At 66.8% G+C, this 14,611-nt stretch carries 12 protein-coding genes, 1 other RNA gene and 3 pseudogenes; 4 read left to right on the forward strand and 12 right to left on the reverse strand.

The genetic code is table 11. The annotated features are described in order from the left end of the window. From JHD63_RS23845 to gyrA, 8 genes and pseudogenes are all read right to left on the reverse strand, one after another. A pseudogene (locus JHD63_RS23845) lies at window positions 1–94 on the reverse strand (DUF1049 domain-containing protein); the annotation flags it as partial. 37 nt (window positions 95–131) lie between these two features. Further along, window positions 132–458 (reverse strand): integration host factor subunit beta, encoded by a 327-nt coding sequence (locus tag JHD63_RS01615; RefSeq protein ID WP_198968916.1) that lies wholly within the window; start codon window positions 456–458, stop codon window positions 132–134. 78 nt (window positions 459–536) lie between these two features. Then, complete coding sequence (rpsA, locus tag JHD63_RS01620; protein WP_198968917.1) at window positions 537–2,222, reverse strand: 30S ribosomal protein S1; 1,686 nt, start codon at window positions 2,220–2,222, stop codon at window positions 537–539. A gap of 155 nt (window positions 2,223–2,377) precedes the next feature. Beyond that, complete coding sequence (locus tag JHD63_RS01625; protein ID WP_198968918.1) at window positions 2,378–4,390, reverse strand: bifunctional 3-phosphoshikimate 1-carboxyvinyltransferase/cytidylate kinase; 2,013 nt, start codon at window positions 4,388–4,390, stop codon at window positions 2,378–2,380. Between the two features lie 3 nt (window positions 4,391–4,393). Next, window positions 4,394–5,269 carry a prephenate dehydrogenase gene (locus JHD63_RS01630; protein WP_198968919.1) on the reverse strand — a complete coding sequence of 292 codons (876 nt, stop codon included), beginning with the start codon at window positions 5,267–5,269 and terminating at the stop codon, window positions 4,394–4,396. 2 nt (window positions 5,270–5,271) lie between these two features. Continuing rightward, window positions 5,272–6,372, reverse strand: a complete 1,101-nt coding sequence (gene pheA, locus JHD63_RS01635) for a prephenate dehydratase (RefSeq protein WP_198968920.1) — start codon at window positions 6,370–6,372, stop codon at window positions 5,272–5,274. Beyond that, window positions 6,369–7,475, reverse strand: coding sequence for a 3-phosphoserine/phosphohydroxythreonine transaminase (serC, locus tag JHD63_RS01640; protein ID WP_198968921.1), 1,107 nt, complete (start codon window positions 7,473–7,475; stop codon window positions 6,369–6,371). Before serC ends, pheA begins: the two co-directional genes overlap by 4 nt. Before the next feature lie 112 nt (window positions 7,476–7,587). Next, on the reverse strand, window positions 7,588–10,248 hold the full coding sequence (gyrA, locus tag JHD63_RS01645; protein ID WP_198968922.1) for a DNA gyrase subunit A: 2,661 nt from the start codon (window positions 10,246–10,248) through the stop codon (window positions 7,588–7,590). 227 nt (window positions 10,249–10,475) lie between these two features. Between gyrA and ompA the strand changes: the two genes are divergently transcribed. The 4 genes from ompA (at window position 10,476) to ssrA (ending at window position 13,022) form a co-directional block, all read left to right on the forward strand. Continuing rightward, complete coding sequence (ompA, locus tag JHD63_RS01650) at window positions 10,476–11,144, forward strand: outer membrane protein OmpA (RefSeq protein ID WP_198968923.1); 669 nt, start codon at window positions 10,476–10,478, stop codon at window positions 11,142–11,144. An 88-nt stretch (window positions 11,145–11,232) separates the two neighbouring features. Continuing rightward, window positions 11,233–11,952, forward strand: coding sequence for a bifunctional 2-polyprenyl-6-hydroxyphenol methylase/3-demethylubiquinol 3-O-methyltransferase UbiG (gene ubiG, locus JHD63_RS01655; protein WP_198968924.1), 720 nt, complete (start codon window positions 11,233–11,235; stop codon window positions 11,950–11,952). A 5-nt stretch (window positions 11,953–11,957) separates the two neighbouring features. Next, a complete protein-coding gene (locus JHD63_RS01660; RefSeq protein ID WP_198968925.1) occupies window positions 11,958–12,623 on the forward strand; it encodes an HAD family hydrolase in 666 nt (221 codons plus the stop codon). Between the two features lie 12 nt (window positions 12,624–12,635). Next, window positions 12,636–13,022, forward strand: a transfer-messenger RNA (tmRNA) gene (ssrA, locus tag JHD63_RS01665). A gap of 117 nt (window positions 13,023–13,139) precedes the next feature. Here the strand turns inward: ssrA and JHD63_RS01670 are convergent. The 4 genes and pseudogenes from JHD63_RS01670 to JHD63_RS01680 all read right to left on the reverse strand — a co-directional run. Then, window positions 13,140–13,646, reverse strand: a pseudogene (locus tag JHD63_RS01670) (IS4/Tn5 family transposase DNA-binding protein); the annotation flags it as partial. A 40-nt stretch (window positions 13,647–13,686) separates the two neighbouring features. After that, entirely contained in the window at window positions 13,687–13,803 is a 117-nt protein-coding gene (locus JHD63_RS24930) for an IS3 family transposase (protein WP_370590370.1), read from the reverse strand. After that, window positions 13,793–13,924: pseudogene (locus JHD63_RS01675) on the reverse strand (IS3 family transposase); the annotation flags it as partial. The gene JHD63_RS24930 and the pseudogene JHD63_RS01675, both read right to left, overlap by 11 nt. 54 nt (window positions 13,925–13,978) lie before the next feature. Next, window positions 13,979–14,599 carry a glutathione S-transferase N-terminal domain-containing protein gene (locus JHD63_RS01680; protein WP_198968926.1) on the reverse strand — a complete coding sequence of 207 codons (621 nt, stop codon included), beginning with the start codon at window positions 14,597–14,599 and terminating at the stop codon, window positions 13,979–13,981. Window positions 14,600–14,611 lie beyond the last annotated feature (12 nt).

The raw sequence follows: 14,611 nt of genomic DNA on the forward strand, positions 1-14,611 counted from the left end.
AAAAGTAGACCGTCGCCTCCTGCTGGTTATTCAGGGCGAAGGCGAACAGCGTAAAAAAAATGGCTGCCTTGAGCAGCCACGAGAGATATTTCATCGTCTCCTCGTGCGTGACGAGGAGATTTTAGGGTGTGTCACTTGCGTCGGGCTGCGGCCGGCGGCTCCAGCAGCATCTCGGCGGTGCGTTTGTCCACCGCTTCGCGCAGGCCCTTGCCTGGCTTGAAGTGGGGGACGCGCTTCTCGGGTATGGCCACGCTTTCGCCGCTGCGGGGATTGCGCCCCATGCGCGGCGGCCGGTGGCTGACCGAGAAGCTGCCGAAACCGCGGATCTCGATGCGATGTCCCTTTACCAAGGCGTCGCTGATGGCGTCCAGAATGGTCTTGACGGCCGTTTCCGCGTCGCGATGGGCCAATTGGCCAAAGCGCGCGGCGAGTTCCTCGACGAGATCGGAGCGGGTCATGGACAGAACGATGGCGGAAAAAGCAGATGCTTGGAACACCGGGCGCGGCGGCAGGCGCCACGCCCGGGCTTTTCAGTCTCAGCTGTTGTTGCCGTCGAGCTTGGCGCGCAGCAGGGCGCCCAGGCTGGTGGTGCCGGCGCTTTCACGTGAGGATTGCTGGCTCAGGCTGGCCATCGCGCCCTGCTCGTCGGCCATGTCCTTGGCCTTGATCGAGAGCTGGATGTTGCGGGTCTTGCGATCCACGTTCACGACCACGGCCGTGACTTCGTCGCCTTCCTTGAGCACGTTGCGGGCATCTTCCACGCGGTCGCGGGAGATTTCCGAAGCACGCAGGTAGCCGATGATGCCGTCGGCCAGTTCGATCTCCGCGCCGCGGGCGTCCACGGTCTTGACCTTGCCGGTCACCGTCTGGCCCTTGTCGTTCACCGTGGTGAAGGTGGTGAATTCGTCGCTGTCGAGCTGCTTGATGCCCAGCGAGATGCGCTCGCGGTCCACGTCGACGGCCAGCACGATGGCTTCGACTTCCTGGCCCTTCTTGTAGTTGCGAACCGCGGCTTCGCCGGTTTCGTTCCACGAGAGGTCGGACAGGTGCACCAGGCCGTCGATGCCGGCTGCCAGGCCCACGAACACGCCGAAGTCGGTGATCGACTTGATCGGGCCCTTGACGCGGTCGCCGCGCTTGGTGTTCTGCGCGAACTCCTGCCACGGGTTGGCCTTGCACTGCTTCATGCCCAGGCTGATGCGGCGCTTGTCTTCGTCGATCTCGAGCACCATGACTTCGACTTCGTCGCCCAGCGAGACCAGCTTGTTGGGGGCGATGTTCTTGTTGGTCCAGTCCATCTCGGAGACGTGCACCAGGCCTTCGATGCCGGGCTCGAGTTCCACGAACGCGCCGTAGTCGGCGATGTTGGTGACGCGGCCGAACAGGCGCGTGCCCTGCGGGTAGCGGCGCGAAACGCCCATCCACGGGTCGTCGCCCATTTGCTTGAGGCCCAGCGAGACGCGGTTCTTTTCGGTGTCGAACTTGAGGATCTTGGCGGTGATTTCCTGGCCGGCCTGCACCACTTCGCTCGGGTGGCGGACACGGCGCCAAGCCATGTCGGTGATGTGCAGCAGGCCGTCGATGCCGCCCAGGTCCACGAACGCACCGTATTCGGTGATGTTCTTGACCACGCCGTTGACGATGGCGCCTTCGCGCAGCGTTTCCATCAGCTTGGCGCGCTCCTCGCCCATGGAGGCTTCCACCACGGCGCGGCGCGACAGCACCACGTTGTTGCGCTTGCGGTCGAGCTTGATGACCTTGAATTCGAGGGTCTTGTTCTCGTACGGGGTCAGGTCCTTGACCGGACGGGTGTCGATCAGCGAGCCCGGCAGGAAGGCGCGGATGCCGTTGACCAGCACAGTGAGGCCGCCCTTGACCTTGCCGCTGGTGGTGCCGACGACGAATTCGCCGGATTCCAGGGCCTTTTCCAGCGCCAGCCAGGAGGCCAGGCGCTTGGCCTTGTCGCGCGACAGGATGGTGTCGCCGTAGCCGTTTTCGATGGCGTCGATGGCCACCGAGACGAAGTCGCCGACCTGGACTTCGAGCTCGCCCTTGTCGTTCTTGAACTCGTCGAGCGGCACGTAGGCTTCGGACTTGAGGCCGGCGTTCACGACGACGAAGTTGTGCTCGATGCGCACGACCTCGGCGGTGATGACCTCGCCGGCGCGCATTTCCGAGCGCTGCAACGATTCTTCAAAAAGGGCGGCAAAAGATTCAGACATGGAGTTTCCTATCCGCACGACAGGTTTCCGACAGCGGGATTGCTATCGTTCTTATGGCTGCATGCGGTGATGGTGTGCGGGGTTGCCGCGGTTAGGTTGGAAAACCCCTGCAGTCTGTGCGCATGCTGCGCGGCGGGAACTGCAAGGGAGCCGTATCAGCCGGCCGACAAGGCGTCGAAAGGCTGCTGGCCCTGCCACCAGGCAAGTACCTGCTCGACCGATTGCTCGATGGTCAAGCCGGAGTTGTCCAGCAAGAGGGCGTCTTGCGCCGGCTTCAGGGGCGCCACGCTGCGGGAGGCGTCCCGCAGGTCGCGCGCTTCCAGATCAGCGCGAAGGTCGGCAATGCTAGCCGAATTCCCCTTGGAAATCAATTGCTTATGCCGCCGCGCGGCGCGCTCGGCGGCGCTGGCGGTGAGAAACACCTTGAGCGACGCTTGGGGGAAGATCACGGTGCCCATGTCGCGGCCGTCGGCCACCAGGCCAGGCAGCTGGCGAAAACCGTGCTGCAAGGCGACCAGCGCCTCGCGCACGGCCGGCAGCACCGAGACGCGCGAGGCGTTCATGCCGGCCTCCTCGGTGCGGATGGCCTCGGTGACGTCGTCCGTGCCGAGCCAGACGCGGCCGCCGGCAAAGCGCACCGGCAGGCTGCGCGCCAGTTGCGCGATGGCGGGCTCGTGCGCGGCGTCGATCGCCAGGCCCGCGCGCAGCGCGGCCAGGGCGGTGATGCGGTACATCGCGCCGGAGTCGAGGAAGTGGTAGCCCAGCCGCTCGGCGACGGCCGCGGCCACCGTGCCCTTGCCGGAGGCGCTCGGCCCGTCGATGCAGAGCACGGGAATGCGCTCCACCGGTGTGTCGGCGACGCCGAACAGCGCCTCGAAATAGTCCGGGAAGGTCTTGGCCACGCACTTCGGGTCGAGGATGCGCACCGGCACGCCGTCCGGGTTGAAGGCCGCCAGCGAGAAGCACATCGCCACCCGGTGGTCGTCATAGGTGTGGATGGCCGCCGGCCGCCAGGCGCCCGCGGGCAGGGGGTGGATGCGCAGCCAGTCCGGGCCTTCTTCCACCGTGGCGCCGAGCTTGCGCGCCTCGGCCGCCATGGCGGCGATGCGGTCGGTCTCCTTCACGCGCCAACTGGCGATGTTGCGCAGCGTGCTGGGGCCGTCGGCGTAGAGCGCCATCACCGCCAGCGTCATGGCCGCATCGGGAATGTGGTTGCAATCCAGGTCGATCGCCTTGAGCGGCCAGGCGCCTCGGGTGATCTCCAGGTGGTTCGGGCCGCTGTCGATGCGCGCCCCCATCAGGCGCGCGGCCTCGATGAAGCGGATATCGCCTTGGATCGATTGTTCGCCCAATCCCTGGATTTTTATGCCTTTTTGGCCTGCAGCCCTAGTGGCTATTGCCCCTAATGCTATGAAATAGCTAGCAGACGAGGCGTCCGCCTCGACGTGGATGCGGCCCGGCGAGCGGTAGCGGCTGCCGGCGGGAATGGTGAAGCGCTGCCAACCCTCGCGCTGCACGGCAATGCCGAAGCGCGCCAGCAGGTTGAGCGTGATGTCGACATAGGGCTTGGAGATCAGCTCGCCCTGCACCGTCACCACCACGTCCTGCCGGGCCACCAGCGGCAGGGCCATGAGCAGCGCGGTCAGGAACTGGCTGGAGACGTCGCCGCGCACGGGGATGGGGGCTTGCAGCCGCAGCGCGGGACGGCCGATGGCCAGGGGCGGAAAGCCCGGGGTGCCCAGGTAGTCGATCTGGCAGCCGAGCGCGCGCAGCGCGTCGACCAGGTCGCCGATCGGCCGCTCGTGCATGCGCGCCACGCCCTCGAGCGTGAAGTCGCCGCCCAGGATGGCGAGCGCGGCCGCCAGCGGGCGCATGGCGGTGCCGGCGTTGCCCAGGAACAGCCGGGCCGGCGCTGCCGGGGCGCGGCCGCCCAGGCCGGTGATGCGGACGCTGCCATCGCGGCGCGCCACGCCGCAGCCGAGCTGCGCCAGGGCCGCCAGCATCACGCGGGTGTCGTCCGAGTCGAGCAGGTCGTGGACCTCGGTCGTGCCTTCGCTGAGCGCGGCCAGCAGCAGCACGCGGTTGGAGATGCTCTTGGAGCCGGGCAGTTCGACCGTTCCGCCGGCGGCGGCGAGGGCGGGCAGATCGAGGAAGTCGGTGGTGTACATGCGTTACTCGGATGCGGCCGTGGGCATGCGCCAGGCGCTGCGGGTGGCGTGGGCACGCGCTATCAGCGCCTCGAGTGCGGCGCCGTCGCCGCGCTCCATGGCCTCCTCCAGGGCGGCCAGCGCCGACTGGAACGCCTGGGACTGCCGGCGCAGCTCGTCACGGTTTGCCAGCAGGATGTCGCGCCACATGACCGGGTTGCCCGCTGCGATGCGGCTGAAGTCGCGAAAGCCCGGGCCGCCCAGGCTCAGGAACTCGCCTGCCTGCGCCTGGCCGGCGATCGCATTGACCGCCGCGAAGGCGATGAGGTGCGGCAGGTGGCTGACCGCGGCGAAGGCGGCATCGTGGGTTTCCGGCGCCATCTGGCGGACCCGGCAGCCGATGCCTTCCCAGATCGCCGTGGCGCGCTGCAACTGGGCGGTGAGCGTGCGCTCGACCGGGGTCAGGATCACCTGGCGGTCGCGGTAGAGGTCGGCGCGCGCCTGGGCAACGCCCGCGGCCTCGGCGCCGGCGATCGGGTGGGTCGGCACGAAGGAGCCGATGCGGTCGCGCAGCGCATGGCGCGCCGCCTCGACCACGTCGGCCTTGGTCGAGCCCACGTCCATCACCAGCATCTGCGGCGTCACCAGGTGGCGGATCGCCTTGAGCGTGGGCTCGGTCGCCGCCACCGGCACCGCCAGCACCACCACGTCGGCGCCGGCCGCGGCCAGCAGGGCCGACGGCGCCTCGACGTCGATGATGCCGAGCTGGCGGGCGTGCTCGGTCGTGGTGGGCGATTTGCTGTAGCCGACCACGCGCTTGACCAGCCCGGCGCGCTTGAGCGCCAGCGCCAGCGAGCCGCCCATCAGCCCGCAGCCGATCAGTCCCAACTGCTCGACCATGCTCAGGCTCCCACCGGATAGGTGCCCAGCACCTTGTAGAACGCGCAGATCTTGCGCAGTTCTTCCAGCGCCTGGGCCACGTTGGGCTGCGCGGGGTGGCCGTCAAGGTCGATGTAGAAGTAGTAGTCCCACTGGCCGGTGCGCGCCGGGCGCGACTCGAAGCGGGTCATGGACACGCCGTGCTGCTTCAGCGGCACCAGCAGGTCGTGCACCGCGCCGGGCTGGTTGGGCACCGAGACCACGAGGCTGGTGCAGTCCTTGCCCGAGGCCGGCGGCGTGGCCAGGGTCTGCGGCAGGCAGATTACGGCGAAGCGGGTGCGGTTGTAGGCATCGTCCTGGATCGCATGGGCCACGATGTGCAGGCCGAACTGCGTGGCCGCGCGCTCGCTCGCCAGGCCGGCCCAGGCCGGGTTGGTGGAGGCCAGGCGCGCGCCCTCGGCATTGCTCGACACCGGGCGGCGCTCGGCATGCGGCAGGTGCTTGGACAGCCAGGCCTGGCACTGCGCCAGCGCCTGCGGATGGGCCAGCACGGCCTTGATGCCGTCGAGCGAATCGTTCAGGCGCAGCAGGTTGTGGCGCACCAGCAGGCTGACCTCGCCGACGATGTGGGTGGGCGTGTGCAGGAACAGGTCGAGCGAGCGGGTGACCACGCCCTCGACCGAGTTCTCGACGCCGACCACGCCGTACTGGGCGCTGCCGGCCGCCGTGGCGTGGAACACCTCGTCGAAGTTGGCGCAGTAGACCAGGTCCGCGGCGCCGCCGAAGAACTCGACCGCCGCCTGCTCGCAGAAGGTGCCGGCCGGGCCGAGCACCGCCACGCGCTGCGGCGATTCGAGCGCCAGGCAGGCCGACATGATCTCGCGCCAGACGGCGGCCACATGCTGGCTCTTGAGCGGCCCGGGGTTGGTGTTCTGGATCTTCTCGATCACCTGGGCCACGCGGTCCGGGCGGAAGAAGGGCGTGCCCTCGCGCTTCTTGAGTTCTCCCACCTGCTCGGCCACGCGCGCGCGCTCGTTGAGCAGGTGCAGCAACTGCTGGTCGAGCGAGTCGATCTGCACGCGCAGATCGGCGAGGGTGGGGCCGCTGGGGAGTTCTGTGCTCATGCCTGTGTCTTCTCGAAATCGTGCAGATAGTCGACCAGGGCCTGCACGCCGGCCATGGGCATGGCGTTGTAGAGGCTCGCGCGCATGCCGCCGACCGACTTGTGGCCCTTGAGCTGGAGCAGGCCGCGCGCCTTGGCGCCGGCCAGGAAGGCCTCGTTGCGGCTCTCGTCGCGCAGCAGGAAGGGCACGTTCATGCGCGAGCGGCAGGCTGGGTCCACCAGGTTCACGTACAACTGCGAGCGGTCGATGGCGTCGTACAGCAGCCGCGCCTTGGCCACGTTGCGCGCCTGCAGCGCCGCGACGCCCTGCAGGCCGCCTTCGGTCTGGCGCTTGATCCACTGGAAGGTCAGGCCCGCGATGTAGATACCCCAGGTCGGCGGCGTGTTGAACATGGACGCGTGCTCGGCCACGACCTGGTAGTCGAAGGCGCTCGGGCAGGCGGGCAGGGCGCGGCCCAGCAGGTCTTCGCGCACCACCACCAGCGTCAGGCCGGCCGGGCCCAGGTTCTTCTGCGCGCCGCCAAAGGCCAGGCCCACGCGCGACCAGTCCACCGGGCGCGAGGCGACGTGGGACGAGAAGTCGATCACCAGCGGGGCATCGCTGCCCAGCGCCTTCAGGTCAGGCAGCTCCTGGAATTCCACGCCGTGGATCGTCTCGTTGCTGCACAGGTGCAGGTAGCTGGCGCCGGCGCTCAATTGCCAGGTGGCCGGATCGGGGATGCGGTGGAAGCCGTCGGCTTGCGCGCTGGCGGCGACGTGGGCGCTGCAGTAGCGGCGCGCCTCCTTGACCGACTTCTGGCTCCAGCCGCCGGTGACGACGAAATCGGCCGTGCCGCCGCGCGACAGGTTCAGCGGCACGATGGCGTTCTCGGCCAGGCCGCCGCCCTGCATGAACAGGATGCGGTAGTTCGCGGGCACGGCCAGCAGCTCGCGCAGGTCGGCCTCGGCCTGCTCGTAGATGGAGATGAATTCCTTGCCGCGATGGCTCATCTCCATCACGCTCATGCCGCTGCCGTGCCAGTCGAGCATTTCGGCCGCGGCCTGCTGCAGCACCTCTTCGGGGATGGCCGCCGGGCCGGCGGAGAAGTTGTAGGGACGGTTCATCGGGCTCGCAGTCGATTTCAATTAAAAAGTGCCTGAAGCCCAGGTGCGCTGCCGGCTTCTAGCTATCAAATACGTAGCGGCGCGGGAGGCTCGCCGCGCGCCGCGCGGGGCATCAGCTCGCGTCGGATGGCGGCTCGCTGCCGTCCTGCGCGTCGGCGGCCTGCTCGCCGTCCTCGGCCACGCCGGGGTTGGCATCGTTCTCGACGATGCGCTGCAGCCCGGACAGGCGCGAGCCCTCGTCCAGCCCGATCAGCGTCACGCCCTGCGTGGCGCGGCCCAGCTCGCGGATCTCGGAGACGCGGGTGCGCACCAGCACGCCGCGGTCGGTGATCAGCATGATCTCGTCGTCGGCGTGCACCAGCGTGGCGGCGACGACCTTGCCGTTGCGCTCGCTCTGCTGGATGGCGATCATGCCCTTGGTGCCGCGGCCGTGGCGGGTGTACTCGGTGATCGGGGTGCGCTTGCCGTAGCCGTTGACGGTGGCGGTCAGCACCGACTGCTGCTCGTCCTCGGCCACCAGCATGGCGATCACGCCCTGGCCCTCTTCCAGCAGCATGCCGCGCACGCCGCGGGCGTTGCGGCCCAGCGGGCGCACGTCGTTCTCGTCGAAGCGCACCGCCTTGCCGCCGTCGCTGAACAGCATCACGTCGTGCTGGCCATCGGTCAGCGCGGCGCCGATCAGGTAGTCGCCCTCGTCGAGGTTGACGGCGATGATGCCGGCCTTGCGCGGGTTGCTGAATTCATCCAGCGCGGTCTTCTTGACGGTGCCCATGGAGGTCGCCATGAACACGTACTGGTCGGACGGGAAGCTGCGCTTGTCGCCGGTCAGCGGCAGCACCACGTTGATCTTCTCGCCTTCCTGCAGCGGGAACATGTTCACGATCGGCCGGCCGCGCGAGCCGCGCGAGCCCGCCGGCACTTCCCAGACCTTGAGCCAGTAGAGCCGGCCGCGGTTGGAGAAGCACAGGATGTAGTCGTGCGTGTTGGCGATGAAGAGCTGATCGACCCAGTCGTCTTCCTTGGTCTGCGTCGCCTGCTTGCCGCGGCCGCCGCGCTTCTGCGCGCGGTACTCGTTGAGGGGCTGGCTCTTGATGTAGCCGGTGTGGCTGAGCGTCACGACCATGTCGGTCGGCGTGATCAGGTCTTCGGTGGAGAGGTCGAAGGAGCTGTGCTCCACCAGGCTGCGGCGCGCGCCGAGCTTGCTCTGGCCGAACTCGGTCTTGATCGCGCTCAGCTCGTCGCCGATGATGGTCGAGACGCGCTCTGGCCTGGCCAGGATGTCGAGCAGATCCTCGATGACCGACATCACCTCCTTGTACTCGGCCACGATCTTGTCCTGCTCCAGCCCGGTCAGGCGCTGCAGGCGCATCTGCAGGATTTCCTGCGCCTGGGTTTCGGACAGCCGGTAGAGGCCGTCCGCGCCCATGCCGAAATTGGCCTCCAGGCCTTCGGGGCGGTAGTCGTCGGAATTGATCACGCCGCCGTCGGCGCGCGTGCGGGTGAGCATCTCGCGCACCAGCTTGCTGTCCCACGGGCGGGCCATCAGCTCGGCCTTGGCCACCGGCGGCGTCGGCGCGTTGCGGATGATGGCGATGAAGTCGTCGATGTTCGCCAGCGCCACCGCCAGGCCTTCGAGCACGTGGCCGCGGTCGCGCGCCTTGCGCAGCTCGAACACCGTGCGGCGCGTCACCACTTCGCGGCGGTGCTGCAGGAACACCGAGATCAGGTCCTTCAGGTTGCACAGGCGCGGCTGGCCGTCCACCAGCGCCACCATGTTGATGCCGAAGGTGTCCTGCAACTGGGTCTGCTTGTAGAGGTTGTTGAGCACCACCTCGGGCACTTCGCCGCGCTTGAGTTCGATCACCAGGCGCATGCCGGACTTGTCCGACTCGTCCTGGATGTGGCTGATGCCCTCTATCTTCTTCTCGTGCACCAGCTCGGCCATGCGCTCCTGCAAGGTCTTCTTGTTGACCTGGTAGGGCAGCTCGTCCACGATGATCGCCTGGCGCTGGCCGCGGTCGATGTCCTCGAAGTGGCACTTGGCGCGCATCACCACCTTGCCGCGTCCGGTGCGGTAGCCATCCTTCACGCCGTTGATGCCATAGATGATGCCGGCGGTGGGGAAGTCCGGCGCCGGGATGATCTCCATCAGCTCGTCGATGCTCGCCTCGGGGTGGCGCAGCAGGTGCAGGCAGGCATCCACCACCTCGTTCAGGTTGTGCGGCGGAATGTTGGTGGCCATGCCCACCGCGATGCCGGCCGAACCGTTGACCAGCAGGTTGGGCAGCTTGCTGGGCAGCACCAGCGGCTCCTTCTCGCTGCCGTCGTAGTTGGGGCCGAAATCGACCGTTTCCTTGTCGATGTCGCCCAGCATCTCGTGGGCGATCTTGGCCAGGCGGATTTCGGTGTACCGCATGGCCGCGGCGTTGTCGCCGTCGACCGAGCCGAAATTGCCCTGGCCGTCCACCAGCATGTGGCGCAGCGAGAAATCCTGCGCCATGCGCACGATGGTGTCGTACACCGCGCTGTCGCCGTGCGGGTGGTACTTGCCGATCACATCGCCGACGATACGCGCCGACTTCTTGTACGGCCGGTTCCAGTCGTTGTTGAGCTCGTGCATGGCATACAGCACGCGCCGGTGCACCGGCTTGAGGCCATCGCGCGCATCGGGCAGCGCGCGGCCCACGATCACGCTCATGGCGTAATCGAGGTAGCTGCGCCGCATTTCCTCTTCAAGACTGATGGGCAGCGTTTCTTTGGCGAACTGGGTCATGAAGAGCAGGCTTTACGGCGGAAGGAGGACCGATTTTACGGGCAACTCCTTGTCGCTCTGCAGCAACACATCGCCGTGAATGCGTGGCTGTCCTACGGGGGGCGTGCCGTTTTGGCAACGATTCCCCAGAGCGCTATGGCACAATGAATTCAACGTTTTTGGTGATGGTCACTGACGACGTACTGAAATCGCAGCGCGGCTGCGGCTTTTTCCCCAAGAGGAGAACCATGAAGAAACTGAACAAAGTAGCGATGTTGTTTGCCGCTGCAGCGCTCGCCTCCGCCGCTGGCGCCCAGACCCGCGTCACTGCAGCCAACGACGGCAGCGTGGTCGACAACTGGCAGAACGGCACGGGTGAACTGGTCTGGAAGAACGGCACCAATGAGTACTGCTGGCGCGATTCCAACTGGACCCCCGCTACTGCAGCCAAGGGTTGCGACGGTGCTCTGGTCCCCGTGGCCACCACGGTCGCTCCTCCTGCCGTCGTGCCGCCGGCACCGCCCGCCGTGCAACCGCCGCCACCGCCTGCACCGCCGGCTGCCAGCAAGGTGACCTATGCTGCCGACGCGTTCTTCGACTTCGACAAGTCCGTGCTCAAGCCCGAAGGCCGCGCCAAGCTCGACGACCTGGTCAGCAAGATCAAGGGTGTGAACCTCGAAGTGATCATCGCCGTGGGCCATACCGACTCCATCGGTACCGTTGCCTACAACCAGAAGCTGTCGGTCCGCCGTGCCGAAGCCGTCAAGGCCTACCTCGTGTCCAAGGGCATCGAGAAGAACCGCGTGTACACCGAAGGCAAGGGCAAGAGCCAGCCGATCGCGGACAACAAGACCGCCGAAGGCCGCGCAAAGAACCGCCGCGTGGAAATCGAAGTGGTCGGCACCCGCGCCAACTAATCCTTCCGGGATTACCAAAAAAGCCCGCAGGCTTCGGCTTGCGGGCTTTTTTACGTCTGTACCTTATTCGTCGTGGAAAATGCGGGCCATGAGTGCAAACCTGAATGTCGATCCGGCCGAACTGGCCAAATTCTCCGAACTGGCCCACCGCTGGTGGGACCCCGAAAGCGAATTCCGGCCCTTGCACCAGATCAATCCGCTGCGGCTGGACTGGATCGAGTCCAATGCCCCCCTGGCGGGCCGCAAGGTGCTGGACGTAGGCTGTGGCGGCGGCATCCTGGCGGACGCCATGGCGCGACGGGGCGCGGACGTGCTGGGCATAGATCTGGCCGCCAGGTCGCTCAAGGTGGCGCGGCTGCATGCACTGGAGGCGCAGACGACTGGCGTCGAGTACCGCGAGGTCAGCGCCGAGGCGCTGGCGATGGAGCAGCCGGGGCGGTTCGACGTGGTGACCTGCATGGAAATGCTGGAGCACGTGCCGCAGCCGGCATCCATCGTGCGGGCCTGCACGGAACTCGTGAAGCCTGGCGGCTGGGTGTTCTTCTCCACCATCAACCGCAATGCCAAGGCCTTCCTGCTGGCCATCGTGGGCGCGGAGTATCTGCTCAACCTGCTGCCGCGGGGCACGCATGAGTACGCCAGGCTGATCCGTCCCAGCGAACTGGCGGCCTTCTGCCGCGAGGCGGGCCTGGAGCCGCAGCATGCGCGGGGATTGCAGCACAACCCGCTGACCGGGCGCTACTGGTTGAGCGAGGACACCAGCGTCAACTACCTGATGGCCACCCGGCGTCCTGCCGATGCGGAGTGAGGGATATGTTCGCTGACGTCCACGCCGTGCTGTTCGACCTCGACGGCACCCTGCTTGACAGTGCGCCGGACCTGGGCGCTGCCGCCGACCAGATGCGCGTCGCGCGCGGTCTGTCCTCTCTGCCGCTGGAGCGTTACCGCCCGATGGCCGGCGCCGGTGCACGCGGTATGCTGGCCGAAGCCTTCGGCATGGCGCCCGAGCATCCTGATTTCCCCGCCATGCGCGAGGAATTCTTCGGCAACTACGAGCGCCGCATGACCGCATCCACCCATGCCTTCGATGGCGTGGCCGGCTTGCTGCAGGAATTGGATCGTCGCGACATGCCTTGGGGCATCGTGACCAACAAGGCGTCGCGCTTCTCCGATCCGCTGGTGCGGGCCATGCCCTTGCTGGCATCGGCGCGCACCGTCGTCAGCGGCGACACCACGCCGCATGCCAAGCCGCATCCCGCCCCCTTGTTGGAGGCCGCGCGCCGGCTGGGGGTGGAGCCCTCCCGCTGCGTTTACGTGGGCGATGACGAGCGCGACATCATCGCCGGCCGCGCTGCCGGCATGGCGACCGTGGCCGCCGGCTGGGGCTACCTCGGGCAGCAGGGCGGTCCGGCCACCTGGGGCGCGCATGCCGTCATCAATTTGCCGCATGAACTCTTGCAATGGCTGCCAATGGCCTAAAATAGAGGCCCTGGGGCTGCATTGGTTTCGACGTGGGTTCGGAATCGCAGCGGTGCATGTCGAGCTCAGTGCGCTCGTAAATCAGACTGAAACAAACTAACTGCAAACGACGAACGTTTCGCACTCGCCGCTTAATTGCCGGTGAGCTTTGCAACAGCAGGCCAATGGGCTGGGCAAGGGGGTTCTAGAGCAATCTGGCGCCTCCCGGCTGCAAAGATAATGACATTGGCTGGCTTCTATCCGGGTACCTTGGGTCGGGGCGAGAAAATAGGGTGCTGGCGGCCGGTGTAGCGTGCGACTGCGCGACAACGGTGGCGAGACTCAAATCAGACCGCTAAACATGTAGATCTGCGCGAAGAAGGCTTGCGGACGGGGGTTCGAATCCCCCCAGCTCCACCACTAAAACATGCAAAGACACCCTCTTTGCATTTCGATGAACCCCGTCGGGCCTCGAGCCTGGCGGGGCTTTTCACTTGGACTTGCGGACTCGGGCGCCCGCCGCAAGGCCTGATCGGGCATTTCCTGCGCCCGCTCGGCCACGCGCTCGTAGCCGTCGATCCAGCGCAGGCTTTCCTTGACGCCGCCGCGCTGGCCATCGGCGGCCTTGGGCTCGCGCGCCCACCTCCATGCGTCGAGCACGCCCAGGGGCTCTCGAGCCGGGGTGATCACGTAGGTGGGGTGCAGGTACATGCCGCGCTGGGCTTCGTAGCTCAGCGGCCCCAGGCCGTGGCTGGCGCGGCCGTTGAAGTCCAGCTCGGTGCTGTCCTGGATGTTGAGCACCACCGCGTGGCTGCGCATGCGCTCCAGGCTGCGATCCCAATGCGGCTGCAGCACCGCCTGCCAGTCGGTGCGCGGGTTGCTCAGGAAGCGGTAGGCCGCCTGGGTCTCGGCCCAGCCGCCGCACGCGTTGGGGATGCTCTCGCTGGGCTTGCTGCCCAGGCGCTCGGCCAGCAGCACGGCGCGCGCTCTCAGGCGCTCATCACCCAGACCCAGTGTCCTGAATTCTTCCTGCGCCCAGCTCATCACTACCTGCTTCGTACGTCCTCGGGGACGCTATTGGACATCAGGGGAGATGTGTGTAATGGGATGCCTTCAGCCCGAGCTTGATGCGCTCGTGGTTGTAGTAGTGGGCGTAATCATGCTCGCTCGCTTCGAGCGTAGCCCGATGATCAAGCGGCAGATTTGCGCTGCGCCGCCAACCAGCGTTGTTCGAACTGCATCGAGCCTAGATAGTCCAGCGCCGAATGTAGTCGAGAGTGGTTGTAGAAGGCGATCTAGTCCATCACGGCTTGGCGGGCCTGGGTGTGTCAGGCCATGCAGTGACACCGCTGCCGTTGATTTGGCATGCCCCTGGTTCAGGCTGGGGGTGGGCGAGTCCGGTCGAAGGCCGGCTCATGGCGTTCAAAGGCGGCGAGCCACTGGACCAGCCCAGGGTATGGCGTGTGCCACACCACGGGCTGGCGCCGATCGAGAAAGCCGAGTGCGCAACTCAGGCCGATGGTCACCGCGTCCGTACGGTGCGGATCAGGTGGCTGGGCTTCGAATGCCGCCAGAGCGCGCATGATCTTGTCGCGCTGGTATTCCAGCCAGCGCGCTGATCGCTGGGCCGAGCCGTGATAGCGCTCCTCATAGATGACCGCGGCGCCCGCGTCGATGATCCCGTCGGCCAGGCGCGTGCGCGTGAGCATGGCGATCCGCTCCGGTCCGCTTCGAGGCAGCAGACGCTCCGTGCCGGCGACATCTTGCAAGAATTCGATGATGACGCTGCTGTCGTAGACGGCAGTGCCGTCTTCCTGTACTAGACACGGGTACTTGCCCAGCGGGTTCTGGCGGCGCAGGTCGTCGTTCGGATCCGCCGCATCGGTCGGTACCAACTCGATGCGCTCCATAAGGGAGAGTACCTCCGCCGCCATTCGGACCTTGCGAACGAAAGGAGATGTGAGCGAGGAGCGTAGAATAAATTTCGCTTGATTCATAGTAAGTCGGTT

The organism is Xylophilus sp. ASV27, from assembly GCF_016428875.1.
Classification (GTDB): domain Bacteria; phylum Pseudomonadota; class Gammaproteobacteria; order Burkholderiales; family Burkholderiaceae_C; genus Xylophilus.

What these genes read in the sequence shown, in the direction of transcription:
- JHD63_RS01615 (WP_198968916.1), bottom strand. Translation starts at nt 458, where the DNA reads ATGACCCGCTCCGATCTCGTCGAGGAACTCGCCGCGCGCTTTGGCCAA.
- rpsA (WP_198968917.1), bottom strand. Translation starts at nt 2,222, where the DNA reads ATGTCTGAATCTTTTGCCGCCCTTTTTGAAGAATCGTTGCAGCGCTCG.
- JHD63_RS01625 (WP_198968918.1), bottom strand. Translation starts at nt 4,390, where the DNA reads ATGTACACCACCGACTTCCTCGATCTGCCCGCCCTCGCCGCCGCCGGC.
- JHD63_RS01630 (WP_198968919.1), bottom strand. Translation starts at nt 5,269, where the DNA reads ATGGTCGAGCAGTTGGGACTGATCGGCTGCGGGCTGATGGGCGGCTCG.
- pheA (WP_198968920.1), bottom strand. Translation starts at nt 6,372, where the DNA reads ATGAGCACAGAACTCCCCAGCGGCCCCACCCTCGCCGATCTGCGCGTG.
- serC (WP_198968921.1), bottom strand. Translation starts at nt 7,475, where the DNA reads ATGAACCGTCCCTACAACTTCTCCGCCGGCCCGGCGGCCATCCCCGAA.
- gyrA (WP_198968922.1), bottom strand. Translation starts at nt 10,248, where the DNA reads ATGACCCAGTTCGCCAAAGAAACGCTGCCCATCAGTCTTGAAGAGGAA.
- ompA (WP_198968923.1), top strand. Translation starts at nt 10,476, where the DNA reads ATGAAGAAACTGAACAAAGTAGCGATGTTGTTTGCCGCTGCAGCGCTC.
- ubiG (WP_198968924.1), top strand. Translation starts at nt 11,233, where the DNA reads ATGAGTGCAAACCTGAATGTCGATCCGGCCGAACTGGCCAAATTCTCC.
- JHD63_RS01660 (WP_198968925.1), top strand. Translation starts at nt 11,958, where the DNA reads ATGTTCGCTGACGTCCACGCCGTGCTGTTCGACCTCGACGGCACCCTG.
- JHD63_RS01680 (WP_198968926.1), bottom strand. Translation starts at nt 14,599, where the DNA reads ATGAATCAAGCGAAATTTATTCTACGCTCCTCGCTCACATCTCCTTTC.